The organism is Microbulbifer rhizosphaerae, from assembly GCF_014191725.1.
Taxonomy (GTDB): Bacteria; Pseudomonadota; Gammaproteobacteria; order Pseudomonadales; family Cellvibrionaceae; genus Microbulbifer; species Microbulbifer rhizosphaerae.
In genome coordinates this window covers 345,681-368,937 of record NZ_JACHWZ010000002.1, presented here as the reverse complement: position 1 = coordinate 368,937, position 23,257 = coordinate 345,681, and the positions used below count along the sequence as shown (strand labels likewise).

The following is a 23,257-nucleotide window of genomic DNA, read 5'->3' as shown; positions in this document are numbered from 1 at the left end:
TTTTACACGGGAAACAGTCGGTTCAACGACAGGAGTGGATCAGATGCGCAGGCGCAGCGTGGCCAGCCACGTGCGGCTGCCGGGATGGGATGGGTCGGATTGGAATTTCGGGTTCGCGGCGGACTGCGGCGGCGGTATCGGTGGCCACTGGCCCGGTGGTACTGCGGTCAGCTGCGGCAGCTCCAACGCCAATTGCGCTGCGGGCAGCACCGCCTGCTGATCCTGCGCTTCCGCTTTCAGGGAAATCCGGCTATCCAGGGTGCAGCAGTCGCTGTCCGGCTCTTGGCCGCCCGGCGCCATGTCATCACAGCAGCACTCGGACACTGGCCCGGAGTGCTCCATCATCTCACAGGCGAACACCATCTGTACCTGCAGCAAGAGGGCCAGCAGGGCGGCGACGGTGATCAGCTTGGAGCGCAGGCGGTTTTTATTCATGGTTTGGGCAATATAGCAGAGGCACCCGTGCGGAAGAAAGCCGCGACCGCTTCCGGTACACTCCCGGGACCGCGGAGCTCCAGCTCCGCATGCGGGCCGCATGCCCGCCCTCTGACCAATTAAAACTGCGGAGTGAGACTTGGCCACAAAACGCAAAACCGCCTACGTCTGCAACGAGTGCGGCGCCGACTATTCCAAGTGGGCCGGCCAGTGCAGCGCCTGCGGCACCTGGAACAGCCTCAGTGAAGTGCGCTTGGGCCCCGAGCACAAGGACAGCCGCGCGGCCAACTTTACCGATGCCCAGGCGGGCTACGCCGGCGCCGCCGGCGGCAGCGGGGTACAGAAGCTTTCGGAGATCGACCTCAGCGAACTGCCGCGCATCCCCACCAATGCCGGCGAGCTGGACCGGGTGCTGGGCGGCGGCCTGGTGCCGGGTTCGGTGGTGCTGATCGGCGGCCATCCCGGCGCCGGCAAATCCACCATTCTGCTGCAGACCCTGTGCCACCTGGCCGGAGCCATGCCCGCGCTCTATGTCACCGGCGAGGAGTCCCTGCAGCAGGTGGCCATGCGCGCGAAGCGCCTGGGCCTGCCGGCGGAGCACCTGCAGATGTTCAGCGAGACCGACGTGGAGCGCATCTGCCACACCGCCGGCCAGGTCAAGCCGAAGGTGATGGTGGTGGACTCCATCCAGGTGATGCATATGAGCGAGGTGCAGTCCGCCCCCGGCTCCGTGGCGCAGGTGCGCGAGAGTGCCGCCTACCTGACCCGCTACGCCAAGCAGACCGGCACCGCACTTATTCTGGTGGGCCACGTCACCAAGGACGGCAGCCTGGCCGGCCCTAAGGTGCTGGAACACATCATCGACTGCTCGGTAATGCTTGAGGGCACCCACGACTCCCGTTTCCGCACCCTGCGCGCGCAAAAAAACCGCTTCGGCGCGGTGAACGAACTGGGGGTCTTTGCGATGACCGAGCAGGGACTTAAAGAGGTCTCCAACCCCTCGGCGATTTTTTTGCAGCGCGCCGAAGAGGTGGCCGCCGGTTCAGTGGTCACCGCGGTGTGGGAGGGCACCCGCCCGCTGCTGGTGGAACTGCAGGCGCTGGTGGACGACAGCAGCCTGGGCAACCCGCGCCGGGTGGCTGTGGGCCTGGACCAGAACCGCCTGAATATGCTGCTCGCGGTACTGCACCGCCACGGCGGCATCCTGGTCGGCGACCAGGATGTGTTTATCAATGTGGTGGGCGGGGTCAAGGTGGTGGAGACCAGCGCCGACCTCACCTTGCTGATGGCGGTGGTTTCCAGCTTCCGCAACCGCCCGCTGCCGCGGGACCTGATGGTATTCGGCGAAGTGGGCCTGGCCGGCGAAATCCGCCCGGTGCCCTCCGGCCAGGAACGCCTGCGCGAAGCCGCCAAGCACGGCTTCCGCAAGGCCATAGTGCCCGCGGCGAATCGCTTAAAAAACGATATTCCCGGCGTGGAGATGGTGCCGGTAAAAACCCTGGCGGAGGCGCTGTCTGCGATTGAGATGAGCTGACCCCCGGGACCGCGGAGCTCCAGCTCCGCATTTCATATTTTCCAGTAAACCAGGGAGGGAAATTTTGCAATGGACGATTCTGAGAGCAAAGATGCGGAGCTGGAGCTCCGCGGTCCCGGGGAAAGTGCCAAAGGCTGGTATTCGAGAGGCTATCTGCCCCATTTGGACAGCATTCACGCATTGCAATTTATTACATTTCGCTTGGCTGACTCATTGCCGAAAAACCAACTTGAACAACTTGAGTGTGAGTTGAAACAATTAAAATCAGTGCGCAATCTGGAATCTGTCAAGAGGAAACGAATTGATCAATGGCTGGATGCAGGTTACGGCTGTTGTGCGCTGGGGCATCCGGAAATGGCCCGGGTAATGGAGCAAGCATTGTTGAAGTTTCACAGGGTTCGCTACCAATTGATCGCCTGGTGCATAATGCCCAACCACGTTCATGTATTGATTGAACCTCAGGAGCCGCTTGGCAAAATCGTGCAATCCTGGAAGTCCATTACCGCTCGTTGGGCCCTGCGGAAAAATGCGGAGCTGGAGCTCCGCGTTCCCGGGAGGAAACTCTGGATGCCGGATTATTGGGACAGATTTATCCGCGACCAGCAACACTTTGAACAAGTGATCGATTACATCCATCGGAATCCAGTAAAAGCTGGCTTGTGCTCCAGACCCGAAGATTGGCACTGGTCCAGCACCCGGGACCGCGGAGCTCCAGCTCCGCAACAGCAGCAGGAAAAAACACCGTGAAAAAAATCTTCCTGCTGACTCTCTTATTGGTCACCCAACAAGCAACCGCCCAAAACCGCATCGCCTCCCTAAACCTCTGCCTGGACCAGATCCTCCTCAACTGGCTCCCCCCACAAAAAATCGCCTCGGTTACCTGGCTCTCCGCCGACGATCACTACCGCAAGGCGCCGCTGCCAAAGCATGTGTATTTGAACCGCGGCCGCGCCGAGGAATTGTTGCGGCTGGACCCGGATCTGATCCTGGTTGGCCAGTTCGGCGCCCAGCGCGCGGCGGCGCGGCTGCGCAACCTGGGATTCAATGTAGTCGCCATTCCCGATGCCTACAGTTTGGAGCAGTTGCTGGACCAGCTGAGTGCACTGGAAAAGACGCTGGGGCACAATGCGCCGCTGGAAAAACAAAAACGCAGGCTGGAAAAACTGCTCGTCCAACCGGTGCCGCGGGCACGGGCCAGTGCGCTGATCCTGTCCGCCAATAACATCACCTACGGCAGCGGTATGCTGGAACACCAGTTGCTGGAGCGCGCCGGCTTTGCCAATCTCGCCGCGAAACAGGGCGTGGAACAGCTGGGTCGTGTCAGTCTCGAAGAGGTGGTCGCCGCGCAGCCGGACCTGTTGGTGCTGTACGGCGGCGAGAAGGATTTCGCCATCGCCCATCTGGCCGCGCGCCACCCGGTGCTCAAAAACTATATCGACAGCGGCCGGGTCTACACCCTGCCGGCGGAACTGGGGTTCTGCCCGGCGCTGGTGGCGGCGGACGTTTTGCAGCAGCTTACAGAAAAGAGAAAGTCACTTGTCGAGCAGCGATAAATTAGCCCTCACCCTTTTGCTTCTGGCCCTGCCGCTGGCACTGGTCGCCGCATTGGTGAGCGGACCCGTATCCATCGACCTGGGAGCGGCGCTGACCCAGGGCTGGCGCAGCGAGAGCAGCGACGCGGTGATCCTGTGGCAGCTGCGCCTGCCCCGCGCGCTGCTGGCGATTCTGGTGGGGGCGGCCCTGGGCATGGGCGGCGCGGCGATGCAGGGCATGTTGCGCAACCCGCTGGCGGAGCCGGCGCTGCTGGGGGTGAGCAGCGGCGCGGCGCTGGCCGCTATTCTGCTGCTCTACTATGGTTCCGCCTTACAGGCTAGTTGGGGTTCCGCCTGGCAGTCCGGCTGGCTGCTGCCGGCGCTGGCCATCGCCGGGGCCTTCAGCGCGGTGGGCTGCGTCTGGCTGTTGGCCGGGCGGGGCGCCGGCGCGGGCCAGTTGGTGCTGGCGGGGGTGGCCATCAACGCCTTCCTGTCCGCGCTGATGGCGCTGGCCTTGAACTATGCGCCGAGCCTGTTCGCGATGCAGGAAATTGTTTTCTGGCTGCTGGGCTCGCTGGCCAACCGCGGCTGGGATCAGTTGCTGCTGGCGCTGCCGTTTGTCCTGCTCGGCGCCATACTGCTGTTCAGCGCGCGCAACTATTTGCGCGCGCTGTCCCTGGGGGAGGACAGCGCCGCGTCCCTGGGGTATCGCGGCCGCCGCTACCCGCTGTCGATTCTGCTGGGTATCGCCGCCGCGGTGGGTGCCGCGGTGGCGGTGGCGGGCACCATCGGCTTTATCGGATTGGTGGTACCGCACCTGATGCGGCCGCTGGTGGGGCAGGACCCGGGCAGGCTGCTGTGGACCAGCGCCCTGGCCGGCGCGCTGCTGTTGCTGCTGGCTGATATCCTGGTGGTGAATTTTGTCGGCGCCCAGGAACTGCGTATCGGCGCGGTGACCGCCTTTATCGGTGCGCCCTTCTTTTTCTGGCTGATCGTCAGCGCGCGCCGGGGGCAGCAACTGTGAAAGGCCTGGAAGTCTCCTGTCTGCAACTGGGCCTGGAACGCCAGCGCCGGCCGGTGCTGAGCGAAATCAGCTGTGTCTTCAAACCCTTTGAGTTGACCGCGGTAGTGGGCCCCAACGGCGCCGGCAAGAGCAGCCTGTTGCAGGCCCTGGCGGGTGTGCTCGCCCCCAGCGCCGGACATATCGAGCTGGACGGCCAACCCGCCGAGCGGATTTCCCCCGCGCAAATGGCGCGCCTGTGCGCCTATCTGCCCCAGGCGGAAACCCCGGCCTGGAGCCTGCGCGCCGCGGATCTGGTGGCTCTGGGACTGCTGCCTTGGGGGCGCCCGAAGGATCGCGAGCGGCGGGTCTCTGCGGCGCTGCAACTGGTGGACGCGCAGCAACTCGCCGAGCGGCCGGTGACCCGGCTCTCCGGTGGCGAACTGCGCCGGGTACAGCTGGCGCGCCTGCTGGTGGGCGAAGCGCCGCTGCTGATCGCCGACGAGCCCACCGCGGCACTGGATATCCGCCACCAACTGCAACTGATGCACACCTTCCGTCGCCAGGCGGATGCGGGCAAAACGGTAGTGCTCGCCCTGCACGACCTCCCCATGGCCGCGCGCTTCTGCGACCGCATCCTGTTGCTGGAGCAGGGTCGGCTGGTTGCCCAGGGTACGCCGGAAGATGTGTTCACCCCGGCGTTGATCGGCGATGTCTACGGTGTCACCTGTGAGTTTCGCTGGCGCGACGGCGTGGCGGATTTCGTACCTTTGGATCTCCTGTAGGGGTGTGCCGTGCGCACCGGGAATATTCTGGGATTTCGCCAGCAGTGGTTTTATCCAGGGCGGCGGTTTATGCGGGGGTGCAGCTCACCCTGTAAGCCACTATCTGTAGGAGCGGCCGCTGGCCGCGATCGGACTGGCTACGAAGCCAAGCCGATCGCGGCCAGCGGCCGCTCCTACATTTGAGGGTTTATCTAAAACTGGGCGCGGAGTCCCAGGGTGTAGGTTTTAAGGTCGGAGTTGTCGGCATTCGAGGAATAGGCCAGTTCGAGAGCGATGTTTTCCTGGAAGAAGTGGCTGAAGTCCACCAGGTAATTGTCATCCTTGTCGTAGCCCAAGCCGACGGAAGTGGCTTTGTTGAAGTAGTAATCGGCCTTGGTGCTCCAAGTGTTATCGTCACCGCCGACACTCACATAGTCGCCGTCCAGGCTCGCGTAGTTCAGGCTGAGGGCGATATAGCTGCCGCGGCCGAACTCGGCGAAGTACTTGGAGGAGAGTTCCCGATAGTCGAGGTCGTCGTCCACGCGCAGGGTAAAGCCGAGGTAGTCGCTGCCGCCCAGCCGGTGATTGTATTGCGCGGAGGCAAAGTAGTCGGTGTCCTGGTCCTCGAATTTCTCGGCGTCGACCCGAAACAGGAGATCGGGGCTTGCGAGATATCCGACGGAGGCGTAATAAGCATCCTGGTCCTCGGTGTTCTGGTAGGCGCCGCCGACCAATAGGTTGCCGGCGAAATACTCACCGCCGACGATCGCCGAGTCGACATTGTCGAAATCGGTATCGAAATAGGAGTAGCCACCGAAGACATTGCCGCTCCTGTTGATATATTCAAATTCCTTTAGCGGCCCCATGGTCATTCTGGGGGTAAAGTAATAGGTGGAGCCGAGAGTGTATTGGTCCGCTTTGAAGGAGCCGATTTCGGTACGGGAATAATCGAAGTCGGTGATGGACTGGTACTCCTCTGCGTGGGCCGTGACGGCGGAGGCGAGGAGCAGGGGGAACAGGGTTTTGGTCTTCATAAAAATATTCCTTATACAAAGCCTTTCCAGATAGGCAGCGTATTTTATTCATGCGAACCCTGAACGCAGTATGAATAATAGATTTACGGGCTATCGAAAAAAATATACTCCCTTTCTATTGATGAAATTTCCACCGCTTCGCCGTTTTCCAGCCGCGGGCGAAAACGCAGGTTGCGCAACATTTTCCGCAGGGCGATTTCCGCACCGCGGTCGTCTTTCGGTTCCAGGCTCAGCAGCTCCAGGTCCCGCAGCCGCCCGTAGCGGTCGACGGTGAAACGCACCTGCGCGCGGCCGCGCGGCGTGCGTTGTGTGAGTTCGATATCGGGAAGAAAGGCAAAATTATCCGGCAGCTCGGTGGGTTCTCCGAACAGTTGCTGGCGTTCGTCGGGGTCATCGAACAGGGCATAGGCTTCGGCGTAAATGTTTACAGCGCGGCCGCGATGCTGCTGCCATTGGTACCAGTCCCCCTGTGCAACCAGGGCCCGGGCGCGAACGGCGGGGACCTCTTCCCCGCTGGCTTCCACCAGTTCCCTGGCAACCCGCAGGCCGTGGCGATAACTCCTTTCCCGTAAAAGCTGCAGGCGCTCCTGTTCCGAGTTGTAGGCGGGCGCGGGGATATTGCTCTGGCGGATCTGTATCCGGATCTCCGGTTGCTGCCCCAGGGTGTCCAGCGCCATCAGGTAGGCCACCTGCAGGGCACCTTGCAGGAGCGGTCGCTGCATACTCTGCGGCGCCTCGCCTTCCCTCAGGGCCGCTATGGCGTCGTCGTACAGTTGGTGCAGGGTGAGCAGGCGGCGGGAGCCGTCGTCTCCCAGGTCCTGGAGGTAGGCGGAGCGCTGCCATTCCACGTAGTCGCGGGTGGCCAGCTCGAGGCGGGGGTCGCCGGGGGCCAGGGCGCGCCTGTGCACCAGGTAGATATATTCCTGCAGCCGGTCCAGTTCGAGCAGCTTGCGGTCGGCGAACAGGGACTCCCGCAGGCTGTCCAGCAGGGGGATCTGCTCGTCGGTAAAGGGTCCCTGGCTGATGCGGGTGAGGTGGATGGAGCGCTTGAAGGCGTCAACGGCCTGCTGGTGTTCCCCGAGGTTCTGGTAGTTGTGCGCCAATCCCGCCACTGCCTCCGACAGTCCGTCGGCGTAGGGGCCATGGGCTATCTCCAGCTGTTCGATCAGCGCCTGGTAACGGGCGATGCTCTCAGTGCCCTCAGTGCTCTCAATGCTCCCAAGGTTATCGGGGCTGTCGGGACTCTCCTCGCTTGCGTCACTTCCCTCCTCCCCTTTGTCCTCCGGCTGCCAGTCCTCTGCGCGGATAATTTCCAGGCCGTAGGCGGTGGGCTCGGGAGGCCTGGGAACGACGGAGCTTCCGAAGGGGGAGAACTGGGCGGTGGCGGATGCTGAGGAAACCAGCGCTAGGCACAGAATGAGTCGGCGCACATGGGGATTCCCTGATGTTATTTTCGAGGACTTTAGCAGGCTCCCGACCTATTTTGAATCTGTGTGGCCGATGTCGCGGTAATACCCTCCTCACCAAGAGCATTGGAGCCCGGGAAACGGGCTCCGATGTCGTTTCCCTACCTGCGGCTTACAGCTTCCAATTCAACCGCAGTCCGGCGGTGCGCGGCTGGCCCCAGACGCCGTATCCCCAGTCGCTGCCCAGGGTGTTCTGGTAGGTGAAATAGCGCTCGTCGGTCAGGTTGCGCGCGAAAGCCTCCACGCTGTAGCTGTCCGAGGGCGAGTGCCAGCTGATTTTGGCATTGGCCAGGCCGTAGCTGTCGTGTTTCGAGTAGGGGTCGTTTTCGATCTGCAGGTAGTGGTCGTCCTGCCAGGCGTAGTCGCCTTGGAAAACCAGTTCCCCCGAGTCTCCCAGGCTCAGGTAGTAGCGGGCCATCAGGTTGTAGGTGAATTCCGGTGCGGAGGGAAGTTCGTTGCCGTCCAGGGTATAGTTATCGCCGGCGACGATAAAAAACTGCTCGGAATCGAATTCCGTTTCCAGCCAGCCGGCACCGGCGATAACTTCGAGGTTGTCGGTGATGGGGGCGGTGATCTCGATCTCCGCGCCGGTACCGGTCACGTCGCCGGCGTTGGTGATTACGCTGCCCTCGGCGACGGTGAGGAATACCTGTGCCTGGTAGTCCTTGATGGTGTAGTTAAAGGCGGCGGCGTTGACGCGAAAACGATTGGCCAGGGTGGTTTTTATCCCGATCTCGAAGTTGGTGATGTCCTCTGCTTCGACCGGCCTGGTTGCCTCCAGGGAGGCGTTGTAACTGCCGGAGAAGCCGCCGCTCTTGAAGCCGGTTGACAGGCTGGCGTAGGCGAGGGTGGCGTCACTGGGGCGCCAGTCCAGTCCGATGCGGCCGGTGGTGGCGCTCTCTGAGAGGTCGTCTTCCACCGACAGCGGCTGATAAAAGCTCGGGCCGGAATCCTGTTTGAAATCGCGCTCTTCCTCCGTGTAGCGCAAGCCGGTAACCAGGGTCAGTTCGGGGTTCAGGTCGTACTCCACCTGGCCGAACAGGGCCCAGGACTCGCTGTCCAGGGCCACTATCTCCCGGTGCCAGAGGCCGTCGGCGGTAGTGGGGGCCTCGGTGACCAGACCGCGGTCGTCCTTGTAGTAATAGAAGCCGGTTACCCAGGTGGTGCGCTCGGTGCTGCCCTCCAGGCGGAGTTCCTGGGTGTACTGCTCCGCGTCCACCGCATACTGCTCGTCGAACCAGATAATCGGTGTGCCGTCGCCGTCGTCCTGGAGGAATTTATCCAGCTCCTCGTAGGCGGTGATGGAGGTGAGGGTAAAGGCGTCGAATTCCCAGTCCAGTGTGGCGGAGGTGCCGAAGGTGTCGATCTTTGTCGCCATGCCGTCGCTGGCGCTGGAGGCCACATGCTCCGGATCAAATCTGCCACCGGCCGCTTCGGCGCCGGTCATGCCGAAGGTGGCGCTGGTGCACTCGCCGTCCTGGATGCGGGAAATGGAGCAGGTGGCGGCACCCTCCACGGGCGCTTCCAGGTAGCCCATATGGGCGAAGCCCACGGACTGCTGGTCCGCCTCGCTGCCGTGCACATTGAGCAGCAGACCGCCACTGTCACCCAGGTCGAATTCCAATTGAGTGCGGTAACCGAAGCTGTCGGTATCGTTTAACTTGTCCCCGGTGACGGTGTTGGTCTGCCAGCCATCGTTTTTTGTGCTCTTGATCGCCACCCGGCCGCGTACGCCATCGCTGAGCGGGCCGCTTATGGTGCCCTCGACAATGCGCTCCGAATAGCTGCCGTAGCTGGCACTTGCGCTGGCCTCGAACTCTTCGGTGGGCTTGCGCGAGACATAGTGCACCAGACCGCCGGTGGTATTGCGTCCATACAGGGTGCCCTGGGGGCCGCGCAGTACCTCCACCCGCTCCAGGTCGAAAAGCTGAATCGCCGAACCGGCGGGATTGCCGCGGTAGACGTCGTCCACATAGATGGAGACCGGGGATTCCCAGGAGTCGGAAAAGTTGACCAGGCTGACCCCGCGCAGGCTGACCGAGGGACTAGAGGCCTCGCCGAAAATGGCGAAGAAATTCATATTGGGCACCTGCTGGGTGATATCCAGGCCCTCTTCGAATCCCATCTTGTCGATGGCGTCGCCGGAAAAGGCGCTGACTGCGATGGAGACATCCTGCATCGATTGCTGACGCTTCTGCGCGGTGACCGTGACCTCTTCGACAACCGATTGCTGGGCAAAAACCTGAACCGGTGCGGCAACTGCGAGGGCGATACACAGGGAAAGAAGACGCGGTGATTTTGGAAACGGCGTGAAGTAAGCGGTATTTGGCGAGTACATGGCCAGCTCCTTTTTATGCTTGTACTTTTTATGTTTGTAAATCGGTGGACGATATGCCGGTGTGAACCAAAACAGGGCATATGCGCAATTGAACGGGCCCATTGCGAGTTGCCCGCGCTTGAAACAGTGAAGCTTCTCCCGGAAAAGGGAGTTCACCGATAGAGAATTGATAGGGCATGGAAAAAGAAATAATGATCCTTATCTGAAGTGATTTCCTATCAGAGGTCTGACGCGAATGGCTCTAAGTTAAGGGCTCCTAACAGCGAAAAATTCCAACGTAGAGGCCGCTGGAGCTTAACTTAGCGCCGCTCGGCTCTGACGCTGCTATTCAGCGACAGAAAAACAAGATAACCATTTAAAAATAACGGTGCAAGGCACGGCCCTGCGGTGGCGCTCAATCGGCCAATGTGTCTTCTTGATCAATAACACTTTATTTATTGCTATCGATCGGTGAAAAAGCTCCCGGAGAATCCGCCAATTGGGGGTGAATATCTCGAGTTGTAATACTCGCCAATATTTAACCAAAAGGTTTTCAATTAGGGTAAGAAGGTCTATTGTTAACCCCATGGTTAACAATGATAGTGAACAGTTGGACGCCGTTTTCCGCGCCCTCGCCGACCCCACCCGGCGGGCGATATTGCGCAGCCTGGCCGATGGGCCCGGTACTGTAAGCGAACTGGCGGCGCCCTTTGAAATGTCGCTGGTGGCGGCGTCCAAACATATCCGGGTGCTGGAGCGCGCCGGGCTGGTACGGCGTGAGGTGCGGGGGCGCACCCATACTTGCCATTTGGACGCGCGCCCGATGCACGGCGGCATGGAGTGGTTGCGCCACTACGAACAATTCTGGAACCGACAGCTGGACGGCCTGGAAGCGCTACTGGAGGCGGAGAATACCGGGAATACGGGCGAGCAATGAATGACTCGCATTTCTGAGAGGAAGAAGGAGAGAAAGATGGAAGACTATGGCGTTATGACCGCCGCCGACACCTTGCGTATCGAGCGGCTGTTGCCGGGGCCGCTGGAGCGGGTCTGGCAATATCTGGTGGATTCCGACAAGCGCCGCTAGTGGCTGGCCGCCGGCGAGCTGGAGAAGCGAAGCGGCGCGCCGCTGGAGCTGGTGTTCCGCAACAGCGAGCTGTCGCAGAGCGGCGACCGGGCGCCGGACAAATATGCGGATATCGCCGAAGAGGCGAAGTTGCGAGGGGAGGTTATCGATTGTGATCCGCCGCGACAGCTCACCCTTAGCTGGGGCAGTCCAGCCGGTGAGGCATCTGAAGTCCGCTTTGATCTGGAGCCCCGGGGAGACAAAGTTCTGCTGGTGGTGACTCACAGCCGGCTGCAATCCCGCGACGAAACGCTCAGTGTCTCCGCCGGCTGGCACACCCACCTGGATATCCTGGGCGCGAAACTGCGCGGGGAAACTCCCCCGAGCTTCTGGTCTGAACACACGCGCCTGGAGGCTGAGTACCTGCAGAGACTCGCGCAATAGGGGGCTTGGAAGAGAGCGGTCGGTTGCGCTTTAATGGCGGACACCCAATATCAATCATAACGATAAGGTGAATGCCATGGGGCCTGGGTTCCTTCCGCGTTTTTTTCTCTTCCTCCTGCTGCTACCCCTTACTGCCCACTGCGATACCGTCCTGCTGCACAATATTCGGGGCGCCCATATCGTCGAAGGGGATTCCGGCAAACCCGCGGTGGAAAAGTTTTCCGCAATCGCTTTTTGCGAGGGCAGGGTGCTGGCGGTGGGGGAGGCGGCCGATCTGTCCGAGCGCTATAAAAGCGCCGAGGCAATCGACGGCCGTGGCCGCGCCCTGTTGCCGGGCCTGATCGATGCCCATGGGCATATGCAGGCGCTGGGATTGCTGCAGCGGGAAATCGATCTCCGCGATATGGGGTTTGCGGAAACTCTTGAGGCGGTCAAAAAGTTCGCCGCCACCAGGTCCGGGGCGCAGTGGGTTACCGGGCGCGGCTGGAACCAAGTACTCTGGCCCGGTGGCCAGTGGCCGAATGCCGCCGATCTGGATGCGCTGGAAATCGCCCGCCCGGTGTGGCTGCGACGGGTGGACGGCCACGCCGGATGGGCGAATTCCGCGGCGCTGCGCGCCGCCGGTATCGACCGCGATACCCCGGTGCCGGAGGGCGGGGAAATACTGAAAGACGCCGACGGTCGCCCCACCGGCATCCTGGTGGACAACGCCATGTCCCTGATGGAGCGGGCCATACCCGCGCCGTCGCAGAGGGAACTGGAAGCGGCGCTGGGCGCGGCGTTTGAAATCTCCCTGGCCAACGGCCTGACCAGCGTCCACGATGCGGGTATCAACGGCGACACCTATCGCGCCTATAGGGCTCTCGCCGAGCGCGGCGCCATTCCCATGCGTGTCTACCCTATGCTGGCGGTGGACGCGGACGAGTTCGCGCAGTTGCTGGACGCCGGCCCCGTGGGCACTGCGAAATCCCGCCTGTTTATCCGCAGTATCAAAATCTCCGCCGACGGCGCCCTGGGTAGCCGCGGTGCCGCACTGCTGGAACCCTACCGGGACCGGCCGCAGACCACCGGCCTGTTGTTGCACAGCGAGCGCGAACTGGATAAATATTTTGCCAGTGCGCTGGAGCGGGGCTTTCAGATCAATGTGCACGCCATCGGCGACCGTGCCAACCGCATTGTCCTGGATAAATTCGGGAAATATGCCGGCGACGACTCGCGGAATTTCCGCCACCGTATAGAACACGCCCAGGTCGTGTCGCCGAAGGATATTCCTCGTTTCGAGCAACTGGATATCATCGCTTCCATGCAACCGATTCACGCCACCAGTGATATGAATATGGCCGGAGACCGCCTCGGCGAAGAGCGCCTCGACGGCGCCTATGCCTGGCGCACTTTCCTGGATCGGGGCATTCCGCTGGCCGCCGGCTCCGATTTCCCGGTGGAGCCGGTCAACCCCTTTCTCGGCATTCACGCCGCGGTCACCCGGCAGAACAGCGATAACGAGCCCGAGGGTGGCTGGATTCCGCGGGAGAAAATTTCCCTGACCGAAGCGCTGCACGCCTTTACCCTGGGCGCCGCCTATGCCGCACACCAGGAGGAGGTGATCGGCAACCTGGAATCGGGCAAGGCCGCTGACTTTATCCTGGTGGACAGGGATATTTTCGCCATCAACCCGAAGGAATTGTGGAAAACCCGGGTGCTGGAGACCTGGGTGGCGGGTGAGCGAGTCCATTAACCGGCACCATTGGTCTGTGAGTAAGACAAGAATTTCATGACCGACATTATTATTATCGGCGGTGGTCACAACGGGCTGGTTTGCGCCTGTTATTTGGCCAGGGCGGGCAAGCAGGTGACCGTTCTGGAGCGCCGCCCTATCGTTGGCGGCGCCGCGGTCACGGAAGAGTTTTATCCGGGCTTTCGCAATTCAGTGGCCAGCTACACGGTGAGTTTGCTGAACCCGAAGGTTATTGAAGATTTGCGGCTGCGCGAACACGGCTTGCAGATAAAACTCCGTCCGCAATCCAATTTCTTCCCCCTGTCCGACATGGAGAGCCTTTCCTTTCATCGCGACTTTGCCGACACCCAGGCGGAAATCGCCCGCTTATCGCCAAAGGACGCCGAGGCGCTGCCGGCTTTCTACGCGATGTTGGAAACAGTTGCGGATTTCTTACGCGAAGAGTTGTTACGCACGCCGCCCAATGTGGGCGGGGGGCTGACAGACCTTCTGCGCGCCGGCGGCTTTGGCCTGCGGGCCAGAAAACTGAATATGGCGCAGAGGCGCGATGCGCTGGATTTGTTTACCAAGAGCGCGGCCGATGTGCTGGCCGAGTGGTTTGAGAACGACCATGTCAGGGCCGCTTTTGCGTTTGATTTCATCGTAGGCAACTACGGCGCACCGACCACCCCCGGTTCGGCGTATGTACTGCTGCACCATGTTTTCGGTGAGGTAAATGGCGAGAAAGGGGCATGGGGCCACGCCGTTGGCGGTATGGGTGCCATTACCCAGGCCATGCTCAAAGAGGCACAGCAACTCGGCGTGGATGTACGCACGGACGCGGCGGTGGAGGAAGTGTTGATCGCAGGCGGCCGTGCAGTGGGAGTGCGGCTCGCGGATGGCGAAAAGTTGTCCGCGGCAAAGGTCGTCTCAAACGTCGGTCCAAAACTGTTGTTTTCACAACTGGTGGCTCAACAGCATTTGAGTGAAGAGTTTCGCCGCCGGGTGCGGGGCTATAAAGTGGCTTCCGGCACTTTTCGCATGAATGTGGCCTTGTCCGAGCTTCCGGGTTTCACCTGTCGCCCCGGAACCGATCTGCAACGCCACCACCAGTCCGGTATTGTAATCGGGCCCAGCATGGCCTACCTGGACCAAGCGTATTTTGATGCAAAGCAGTTCGGCTGGTCCAGGAAGCCTGTTGTGGAAATGCTGATTCCATCCACGGTCGACGACTCGCTGGCACCACCCGGACAGCATGTGGCGAGCCTGTTCTGCCAGCAGTTTTCCCCGCAGTTACCGGACGGCGCGAGCTGGGATGATCACCGCGAAGCGGCTGCGGACACCATTATCGATACGATTGCGCGTTACGCCCCCAATTTCAAGCGTTCGGTTATTGCACGGCAGATTCATTCACCCCTGGACCTGGAGCGCAAGTTTGGACTGATGGGCGGGGATATCTTCCACGGCGCCCTGGGGCTGGACCAGCTGTGGAGCAACCGGCCATTTATGGGTTATGCCGATTACCGCACACCCGTCCGGGGCTTGTATATCTGCGGCTCCGGAACCCATCCCGGAGGTGGTGTCACCGGCGTGCCCGGGCACAATGCGGCACGGGAGATACTGAAAGACTGGTAGGATGGGCACGCTACGCTTTGCCTATCCTGCGAAAATTGCCCTGCCGGCTCTTAGAGCCTGTTTAGAATCTCGCGAAGAACTCTCCAGGGTGGGAGGGGTGCCTCTTTCCGGGACCGTATGAGGCAGGGATGCCGATTACGAGCGTACAGGGACGTATTTAAGGGGGGCGCCCAGCCCGTGTCCCGGAAAGAGGCACCCCTCCCACCCCGCGCTGGGCGTACAGCACCATAAACGCAAACAGGCTCTTAACTTTTGTCGTTCAGTTTGTCGCCCGGCGGCGGTGCAATTGGCAATACTGGCTGGGACTCAAACCGAATTGGTGCTGGAATCTTCGGCTGAAATGGCTCTGGTTGCAATAACCCAGATCAAAGCAGATCCGCTTGGCCGGCTCTCCGCTTTTCAGGCGCTCGCAGGCGCTTTGCATGCGCAGCTGGTGCTGAAACTCCGCCGGGGTGCAGCCCAGGTGCTTTTTAAACTCGCTGAAGAAACGGCTGCGGCTCATGCAGGCTGTTTTGCACAGCTGGTCGATATCCAGCGGGGCGGCTAGATCCCCCTGGATTGCGTGCACGGCAGCGCTGAGTCCGTTGGCGTCCGGCGCCAGGGCGCAGGCGCGGAGCAGGAAGCTCCGTGTCTGCTGGCGAAGCATACGCACCAGCAGTTCGCTGATCCCGAGGTCGATCAACAGGTTACGGTCCGGCAGCTCCTCGCTGAAGGCGGTCATCATCCGTTCGAGCAGGGCCTGGGTGGCCTGGGTATGAGGAGTGTGGATGACTGTTTCGGGGCGGTAGTGCCAGTCTTCGAAGTCCCTGTGCAGAGGCGCGGTTTTATTCAACTGGGAACAGACTTCATCCACCCGTTTCCTGGCAATTTCAATAGTGAGGCAATTGGTGGGGCTGCCCATGGCAGCTTCGGGGAAGTCGATCTCGATGTCTTCTCCGGGAGCCATGACAAATGATTCCCGCGGTAAAAATTTCGCTCTGTAACCGCTGGATCCGTGAAGAATTTTCTTTCCGCTGAGCATTCCGCAGTACAGAAGTTCGCCCGCATGCAGATTCACACGTTCCGCTGGCATATAGGTACTGTAGACGCTCAGTTCCGCATTGGGGCCGGCGAAAGACACCCGATTCTCGATCAGCTCGCGGGGCTCGCGAATTGGTTTCAGCATACTCACCACCGGTTTATTGTCGTTATTCTTTGCGTTGTGGACTCACAGGCAACTGGATTGGACTCACGGGAAAGTCCGCCTGCGTTCCAGGGTTTACATTAGGCTCCAAGGGCCTGTCGACTGGCAGGTTATAGTCCTGAATATACTATAAAAACGGCAATAGAGGATATCCGCGATGATTTACTCCCAGCCTGGCCAGGATAAGGCTCTGGTCACTTTCGAATCCCGCTATCAGAACTTCATCGGTGGGGACTGGGTGGCGCCGGTGGAGGGCCGCTACTTTGAGAACATTTCACCGGTAAACGGTCAGGTATTCTGCGAAATCCCCCGCTCGGGCGAAAAAGACATTGAGCTGGCCCTGAATGCCGCCCACGGCGCCAGGGACAGTTGGGGGCGTACCTCGGTTACCGACCGGGCCAATCTTCTGCTGCGCATCGCCGATCGCATAGAGCAGAACCTGGAAATGCTGGCAGTGGTGGAAACCTGGGACAACGGTAAGGCGGTACGCGAGACCCTGGCCGCGGACATCCCCCTGGCCGTGGATCATTTCCGCTATTTCGCCGGCTGCATACGCGCCCAGGAGAGTGGCCTTGCAGAGGTGGACAGCCACACGGTTTCCTACCATTTCCATGAACCGCTGGGTGTCGTGGGGCAGATCATTCCCTGGAACTTCCCCATCCTGATGGCGGCCTGGAAGCTGGCGCCGGCACTGGCGGCGGGCAATTGCGTGGTGTTGAAGCCCGCCGAGCAGACACCGGCATCGATACTGGTTCTGGTGGAACTGATCGCCGACCTGTTGCCCGCCGGGGTGCTCAATATCGTAAACGGCTTCGGCCGCGAAGCGGGGGAGGCACTGGCCACCAGCAAGCGCATTGCCAAGATAGCCTTTACCGGCTCCACCCCGGTGGGGTCTCATATCCTGAAGTGCGCGGCCGAAAACATCATTCCCTCTACCGTAGAGCTGGGAGGGAAATCACCTAATATCTACTTTGCCGATATCCTGCAACAGGAAGAGAGCTATATCAGCAAGTGTGTGGAGGGAATGGCGTTGGCGTTTTTCAATCAGGGTGAGGTATGTACCTGCCCCTCCCGGGCGCTGGTCCAGGAATCCATCTACGGCGATTTTATCGCCCGTGTTATTGAACGCACCAAATCGATCAGGCAGGGGAACCCGCTCGATACCGACACGCAAGTCGGCGCCCAGGCCTCGCGCATGCAGTTTGACAAGATCATGAGCTATATCGATATAGGGCGACAGGAGGGCGCGGAGGTATTACTGGGCGGTGGCGTCGAAAGTATGAGCGGTGACCTGCAAGACGGCTTTTATATTCAGCCGACCCTGCTCAAGGGCAGCAACGAGATGCGCGTATTCCAAGAGGAGATCTTTGGCCCGGTGGTGGGAGTTACCACGTTCAAATCAGAACAGGAAGCCCTGGAGATCGCCAATGACACCGAGTATGGATTGGGCGCTGGCGTGTGGACCAGGGATATCAACCTGGCTTTCCGTATGGGGCGCAATATCCAGGCCGGGCGGGTGTGGACCAATTGCTATCACCAATACCCGGCTCACGCGGCCTTTGGCGGATACAAGAAATCCGGTATCGGCCGCGAAACCCACAAGCTAGCGCTGGAACACTACCAGCAGACCAAGAACCTCCTGGTCAGTTACGACACCAATCCATTGGGATTTTTCTAATCGGTTTTGTTTTCACTGGGGCGCGAGGCGCCCCCTTTTTGATTCTGAACGGCCTTTCACCGCGTAACCGTCCGGCTTGCGATCCCATCTGTCCGTCCCGAGAGAAGAAAACACGACAGGAAAATATCGCCGGGGATATGTCATAATCTAGTGTCCTGTATGGAACTAAATAGTGATACCAGAGCCCCCCAGATTGCCCACAGTTAGGCGCAGCTCGCAGGGAATGGTCATTCCATTTTCAAGAGCTGCAACGCCACTGTGGGCCCTCTCTACCAGGTGAAGAGGGGGGGCTCCCTTCGGGCGGGCCGCTAAGCAGCCATCTGCGGCGTTGTACTTGCTTGACGTAGAATGACTACGCCGGCGCAAGTGCGCCTTGCATCTGGCCGCTTAGCGGCCCGCTGGTATCACTATTTAGTTCCATACAGGACACTAGGACTCAGCAGTCAAACCAGCGGTGTGATAATGAAAATTGGTGTATTGAAAACCGACGACGTGCGCAAGGAACTGGTGGGCGAATTCGGGGAGTACCCGGAAATGTTCGCCGAGTTGCTGCGCGCCCAGGACCCGGACCTGGAATTTGTGACCTACGAAGTACAGCGCGGCCACTACCCGGAGGATATCGACGAAGTGGACGCCTACCTGATCACCGGCAGCAAGGCCGGCGTCTACGAGGACAAGCCCTGGATTCCGCCGTTGATGGACTTCGTGCGCAAGCTGCGCGACGCCAAAAAGCCCACCATCGGCATCTGTTTCGGCCACCAGCTGATCGCCCACGCCCTGGGCGGCAAGACCCGCAAGTCCGACAAGGGCTGGGGCATCGGTGTACACAGCTATGAAATGCAGGAAACCCCGTCGTGGATGTCCGAGCCGCAGGACAGCTTCAGCCTGCTGGTGACCCACCAGGACCAGGTGGAGGAACTCCCCCCGGGCGCCAAGGTGCTGGCCTCCAGCGACTTCTGTCCCTACGCCATGGTCCAGGTGGACGAGCATATGCTCACCTTCCAGGCCCACCCGGAATTCACCAAGCCTTACTCCAAGAGCCTGATGGAACTGCGCCGCGAGGTATTCGGCGACGAAACGGTGGAAAAGGGCAAGACCTCGCTGCAAAACGATATTCACGAGAGCGCCGTGGCCAGGTGGATGATCGAATTCCTGCGTCGGTAATCCTCTGCCCGTCCCTTGTAGGAGCGGCGGGGCGGCCATCCGCCCATGGCCGCGATCAGGCTTGCAGCCGGCACCACCCCCCCCGATCGCGGCCATGGGCCGCTCCTACACAATCATTTCCACTTGATATTGCAGCCCATCGAAGGAACCTGATCCTCAGCCGGCCGCTCCCCCGCCAGCACCGCATCCACCGCCGCACGCAGATCCCGCCCATTGACCGGCTCATTGTTGCCCGGCCGGCTGTCGTCGAATTGTCCCCGGTACACCAGTTTTCTATTCTTATCGAATAAAAAGAAATCCGGCGTACAGGCCGCATCGAACGCCCGTGCCACCTCCTGGGTTTCGTCTACCAGATAGGGGAATACATAACCTCGTGCGGCGATTTCCTCCTGCATTTTCTCCGGGCTGTCATCCGGATAGTTTGCGAAGTCATTGCTGTTGATTGCCACGATACTCAATCCTGCCTCGCGGTACTCCCGTGCAAATTCGGACAGGGCGGGGGCTATGTGTTTTACGTAGGGGCAATGATTGCAGATGAAGACGACCAGTACAGGTTGTTCAGGAAAGTCCTGACTGTCATGAATGTTTCTTGCCGGGTCCGGAAGGGAGAAGTTGGGCATGGGACTGCCGAGAGGAATCATGGTGGAGGGAGTTAGGGCCATGGTGTTTGCTCCTCTATTGTCGGTGCTTTGGGATGAGAGCATAGCATTGTCAGTCTTGTATCTGTGTAAACCGGATTATTAGGTTGAAGTTGACGGAATGGCTTCTCGTCGTAATCTAGGCTTTGAATAGTTTAATTTCTAAACAAAAGCTGATTTGGATGCCGATAGATGAATTAAATTTTTTAAATGCGGCAGAAGTCACATTTTCTTGTGATGGGTTGAGTGGTTGGTTCGTCAATCTCTATGTGTTGGGGCGATACTGGCCGCTGGGGGCGGCCATTTACCTAATAATGAAAACCAACGATCTACCGATCAATAGAGGGTTTGAAATGAATAATAACTTCCGGAAAAGCATTCTCGCAGCTTCCGTAATGGCAGCATCGATAGGGCTCTCTGCCCCGGCGTTTGCCGCAGGTAACACGAGCTCAAATATTGTGGGCACAATCCACGCTGTTGAGGGTGATGCCAGTGGGTCATATACCGTAACGGCTACCAATGTAGATACTGGGACATCTCGTACCATTGAAACCACCGCGGACAAAAGCTTCCGCCTGGCAGGACTGCCAATTGGCAGCTATGAAGTGGTCGTCGTAAAAGACGGTGTAACCGTTGCACAGCGCATTGTTCGCGTAGCCCTCGGATCCAATGCTAATGCCGACTTCGATATGGCTGGCAATATCGAAGAAGTGGTCGTAGAAGGCCAATTGATTACCTCCGTTGACACCTACACCATGGACTCTGGCTTGGTGATAGGCGAAACACAAATCGACGCGATGCCGGTGGCCCGCAACCTTACCGCGGTATCCCTTCTCGCTCCCGGTGTGGTTCTGGGGGATTCCGATTTTGGCTCCGGTAATACCGCTTCGTTCGCATCATTCGGTGGCGCCTCAATTGCTGAAAACTCCTGTTATATCAACGGCCTGGAAGTGACCAATACTCGTCAGGGGCTTGGTTGCAGCTCTGTGCCGTTTGAATTCTATAAGGAATTCCAGGTTAAGACTGGCGGCTACTCGGCAGAGTTCGGTCGCACCACTGGTGGTGTAATTAACTCCGTTACCAAAAGCGGCGGCAATACCTGGGAGTTCGGCGCTACCATGAACTGGAGTCCGGACGCCCTGCGATCCGAAGGTCAAGTATCCAGAGGCGATGGTGGTACCGGTGCAGTCTTTCGCGACACTAGCGTTGCTGAGACTGACGAGATGGATTATACCTTTTCCGCGTCCGGTCCAATCATTCAGGACAAGCTGTTCATCTATGCTCTGGTCAACCCAAGAGATTCCGAGCAAAAATTCACTCAGGCGACTGGTACTCAGCGTTATAACGGCGTGAATACTTACCGTGTCCGTGAATCTTCCGGGACAGATAATATGTTCTGGGGCACCAAGATCGATTGGGATATCGCCGAGAATCACCGTTTGAGTTACACCGGATTCTCAGACCGTAATGATGCCGAAGAAAGAGTCTTCGCTTATGACGCGGAGACGAGCACCATCGGTGAAGAAACCGGCGGCTTTACCCGGCTTCGCGGTAGTGAGGCTAATAGCCTCAACTACACAGGCTACTTTGGTAATGATCTGACTGTATCTGCGATGGCGGGAAAGATTGAAACTGAGTACACAACTGACCCGCTGAATCTGGATTGCCCTACTGTTGGCGGTTCTCTTACTGATGGTACTGATGTGGAAGGTTGTGGTCCCGGCGGCTCGATCGGTGACAACTTCGATGAAAATACTCAGTACCGTCTAGACGTAAACTACGTGCTCGGCGATCACGCGCTGAAAGCTGGTCTCGATATCCAGGAGCGTGCATCGACTCGTGTCACTGTTCCTGTTGCTGGGCATAGCTGGGAATACCAGTCTCTGGAGGCGGGTGGTTCCATTCAGGGAGATAGTGGCGCTCTTTACACCAACAATACCGGCGCAGCCATGGATATTGTCAGTGACCGGATATTTGTTGGGGGAGGCAGCTTTAGCTCAGATCTGACCGCTTTCTATATCGAGGACCAGTGGCAGATAAATGACGAGTGGATGGTGAGCATTGGTCTGCGCAAAGACCAGTTCGAAGGTGAAGGTACGACCGGAAAGCAGCTGTTTGATTTTGATACTGATATCGCTCCTCGCCTCGGGTTTACCTGGGACTTCATGGGCGATGGTGTGTCTAAGGTCTATGGGACTTGGGGCCGCTACTATTTGCCGATGGCCAACAACACCATCTATCGCGCAGCTTCTGGTGTTAGTGATGTTACTACCTTCTATACATTTAACGGCATAGATCCGGAAACCGGCATACCTACCGGTATAAACCCAGTTAATGGTACTGAGGCCAACTCCTCGTTTGTAAGCTCTGTGTCTACGATTCCCGAGAAGGATATCTTCCAGGCGCAGGAAGCTGATCCCTTTGCTCGAGATGAGTTAATTCTCGGTTTTGAAACTGCGGTAAATGACAATCTCCTGGTCGGTGTGCGCGGTATTTATCGTGAAGTAACCTCGGCACTGGATGACTACTGTGGTGCTTACGCATGGCCGTATTGCGTGATGGTTAACCCTGGCGAAGCGTCTTCCTGGTACAAAGATGGATATTACTGGGATGGAGAAAATCTAGTTGTAGAAGACGAGCTGTTTGATGGTTCACCAGATTCGGGTTCTCTGACTAAGTATTCCAAGGAAACCATTGGCTTGCCGGAAGCGAAGAACGAGTATCGTGCGATTCAGGCGGAGTTGACCTATTCTGACGAGAAAATGAACTGGAAGTTTATCTACACCTGGTCGAGAAGCACAGGCAACTTCGAGGGAGCGGTCAAGTCAGATATCGATCAGGCTGACGCGGGTATTACTCAGGACTTCGACTTCCCTGCACTGATGGATGGGGCAGAGGGTTACCAGGCCAATGATCGTCGTCACGTCTTCAAGCTCTTTGGTAGTTACGATTTTACCGAGGACCTGTCTCTGGGGATAAATGCAACCCTGGCGAGTGGCCGTCCGCTTTCTGCATTTGGCAAGGCTTATCCGAGTGATGATCCGAATGTCTACGGGAGTTACGGTGATACCTTCTACCACTGGAATGACCTGAATGGCGACGGTGAGGCTCAGCAAAACGAGTACTCCTTCTATCCGCGCGGAGAGATAGGCAGAACGCCCTGGACTTTCAACGTAGATGCATCGGCACGTTATCGTTTTATGGTTTCCGGTGTTGATATGGTCGCATCGCTCGATATTTTTAATCTGTTCGATTCTCAGGAGGCTTTGTCCACCAACGAACACTATGAGAGAAATGCGGGCACTTTAAACCAGTACTACGGAGCTGCTTACTCTTGGCAGAACCCCCGCTCCGTGCGTATGGGTCTGCAAGCTAACTTCTAATTTCAATTAGACAGTTAACTTGCTCTGATTGAGCTCCGGTCTTCGGGCCGGGGCATTTTTATTGGGGATTCCGAGGATAGTGGAAGATTCGAATTCCGAAGACAGTATACTTAATTAATACACAGGTAAACCACCATCTCTGTCGGTGAGACTTGACAGGGATCTGCCGTTAGCCGTTGAGAGTATAGCCTTCCATGAGTCGGCAAGTTCTATAAGGAGACTCGTATAGTTCCTGGCCGGTATACTTAATTTCTAAATTGACTCGAAGAG

At 58.9% G+C, this 23,257-nt stretch carries 18 protein-coding genes; 12 read left to right on the top strand and 6 right to left on the bottom strand.

Annotated elements, in window-relative coordinates; all coding sequences use genetic code 11:
* Positions 1-39: 39 nt before the first annotated feature.
* Entirely contained in the window at positions 40-435 is a 396-nt protein-coding gene (locus tag FHS09_RS03330) for a hypothetical protein (protein ID WP_183456655.1), read from the bottom strand.
* A 139-nt stretch (positions 436-574) separates the two neighbouring features.
* On the opposite strand from FHS09_RS03330, the gene radA reads away from it, so the two are divergent.
* The 5 genes from radA (at position 575) to FHS09_RS03305 (ending at position 5,286) form a co-directional block, all read left to right on the top strand.
* Positions 575-1,969 (top strand): DNA repair protein RadA, encoded by a 1,395-nt coding sequence (gene radA, locus FHS09_RS03325; protein ID WP_183456653.1) that lies wholly within the window; start codon positions 575-577, stop codon positions 1,967-1,969.
* 69 nt (positions 1,970-2,038) lie between these two features.
* Entirely contained in the window at positions 2,039-2,716 is a 678-nt protein-coding gene (locus tag FHS09_RS03320; protein WP_183456651.1) for an REP-associated tyrosine transposase, read from the top strand.
* The gene (locus tag FHS09_RS03315) at positions 2,713-3,522 is read left to right on the top strand and encodes an ABC transporter substrate-binding protein (protein WP_183456650.1); all 810 of its coding nucleotides are present in this window, start codon (positions 2,713-2,715) and stop codon (positions 3,520-3,522) included. The genes FHS09_RS03320 and FHS09_RS03315 overlap by 4 nt, the downstream gene beginning before the upstream one ends.
* Entirely contained in the window at positions 3,506-4,525 is a 1,020-nt protein-coding gene (locus FHS09_RS03310; protein WP_183456648.1) for a FecCD family ABC transporter permease, read from the top strand. Before FHS09_RS03315 ends, FHS09_RS03310 begins: the two co-directional genes overlap by 17 nt.
* A complete protein-coding gene (locus FHS09_RS03305) occupies positions 4,522-5,286 on the top strand; it encodes an ATP-binding cassette domain-containing protein (RefSeq protein ID WP_183456646.1) in 765 nt (254 codons plus the stop codon). The genes FHS09_RS03310 and FHS09_RS03305 overlap by 4 nt, the downstream gene beginning before the upstream one ends.
* A 191-nt stretch (positions 5,287-5,477) precedes the next feature.
* Here the strand turns inward: FHS09_RS03305 and FHS09_RS03300 are convergent, their stop codons facing one another.
* The 3 genes from FHS09_RS03300 to FHS09_RS03290 form a co-directional block, all read right to left on the bottom strand.
* Positions 5,478-6,299, bottom strand: a complete 822-nt coding sequence (locus tag FHS09_RS03300) for a putative porin (RefSeq protein ID WP_183456644.1) — start codon at positions 6,297-6,299, stop codon at positions 5,478-5,480.
* An 83-nt stretch (positions 6,300-6,382) separates the two neighbouring features.
* Positions 6,383-7,729, bottom strand: coding sequence for a tetratricopeptide repeat protein (locus FHS09_RS03295; protein WP_183456643.1), 1,347 nt, complete (start codon positions 7,727-7,729; stop codon positions 6,383-6,385).
* 148 nt (positions 7,730-7,877) lie between these two features.
* Entirely contained in the window at positions 7,878-10,103 is a 2,226-nt protein-coding gene (locus FHS09_RS03290; RefSeq protein ID WP_183456641.1) for a TonB-dependent receptor, read from the bottom strand.
* A gap of 565 nt (positions 10,104-10,668) precedes the next feature.
* Between FHS09_RS03290 and FHS09_RS03285 the strand changes: the two genes are divergently transcribed.
* From FHS09_RS03285 to FHS09_RS03270, 4 genes are all read left to right on the top strand, one after another.
* Positions 10,669-11,019, top strand: coding sequence for an ArsR/SmtB family transcription factor (locus FHS09_RS03285; protein ID WP_183456639.1), 351 nt, complete (start codon positions 10,669-10,671; stop codon positions 11,017-11,019).
* Between the two features lie 201 nt (positions 11,020-11,220).
* Positions 11,221-11,592 carry an SRPBCC domain-containing protein gene (locus FHS09_RS22675; protein ID WP_343057391.1) on the top strand — a complete coding sequence of 124 codons (372 nt, stop codon included), beginning with the start codon at positions 11,221-11,223 and terminating at the stop codon, positions 11,590-11,592.
* Between the two features lie 76 nt (positions 11,593-11,668).
* A complete protein-coding gene (locus tag FHS09_RS03275) occupies positions 11,669-13,327 on the top strand; it encodes an amidohydrolase (protein WP_183456637.1) in 1,659 nt (552 codons plus the stop codon).
* 36 nt (positions 13,328-13,363) lie between these two features.
* A complete protein-coding gene (locus FHS09_RS03270; protein WP_183456635.1) occupies positions 13,364-14,941 on the top strand; it encodes a phytoene desaturase family protein in 1,578 nt (525 codons plus the stop codon).
* A 259-nt stretch (positions 14,942-15,200) separates the two neighbouring features.
* Here the strand turns inward: FHS09_RS03270 and FHS09_RS03265 are convergent, their stop codons facing one another.
* Positions 15,201-16,106: a helix-turn-helix domain-containing protein gene (locus FHS09_RS03265; RefSeq protein ID WP_183456633.1), complete on the bottom strand. Its 906-nt coding sequence runs from the start codon at positions 16,104-16,106 to the stop codon at positions 15,201-15,203.
* Positions 16,107-16,281: 175 nt separating this feature from the next.
* Between FHS09_RS03265 and exaC the strand changes: the two genes are divergently transcribed.
* Both exaC and FHS09_RS03255 read left to right on the top strand, forming a co-directional pair.
* On the top strand, positions 16,282-17,802 hold the full coding sequence (exaC, locus tag FHS09_RS03260; RefSeq protein WP_183456631.1) for an acetaldehyde dehydrogenase ExaC: 1,521 nt from the start codon (positions 16,282-16,284) through the stop codon (positions 17,800-17,802).
* A 462-nt stretch (positions 17,803-18,264) separates the two neighbouring features.
* Positions 18,265-18,966, top strand: coding sequence for a glutamine amidotransferase-related protein (locus tag FHS09_RS03255; RefSeq protein WP_183456630.1), 702 nt, complete (start codon positions 18,265-18,267; stop codon positions 18,964-18,966).
* 113 nt (positions 18,967-19,079) lie between these two features.
* On the opposite strand, the gene FHS09_RS03250 is transcribed toward FHS09_RS03255, so the two are convergent.
* A complete protein-coding gene (locus FHS09_RS03250) occupies positions 19,080-19,628 on the bottom strand; it encodes a thioredoxin family protein (protein WP_183456628.1) in 549 nt (182 codons plus the stop codon).
* Positions 19,629-19,750: 122 nt separating this feature from the next.
* Between FHS09_RS03250 and FHS09_RS03245 the strand changes: the two genes are divergently transcribed.
* A complete protein-coding gene (locus FHS09_RS03245) occupies positions 19,751-22,987 on the top strand; it encodes a TonB-dependent receptor (RefSeq protein WP_221191764.1) in 3,237 nt (1,078 codons plus the stop codon).
* Positions 22,988-23,257 lie beyond the last annotated feature (270 nt).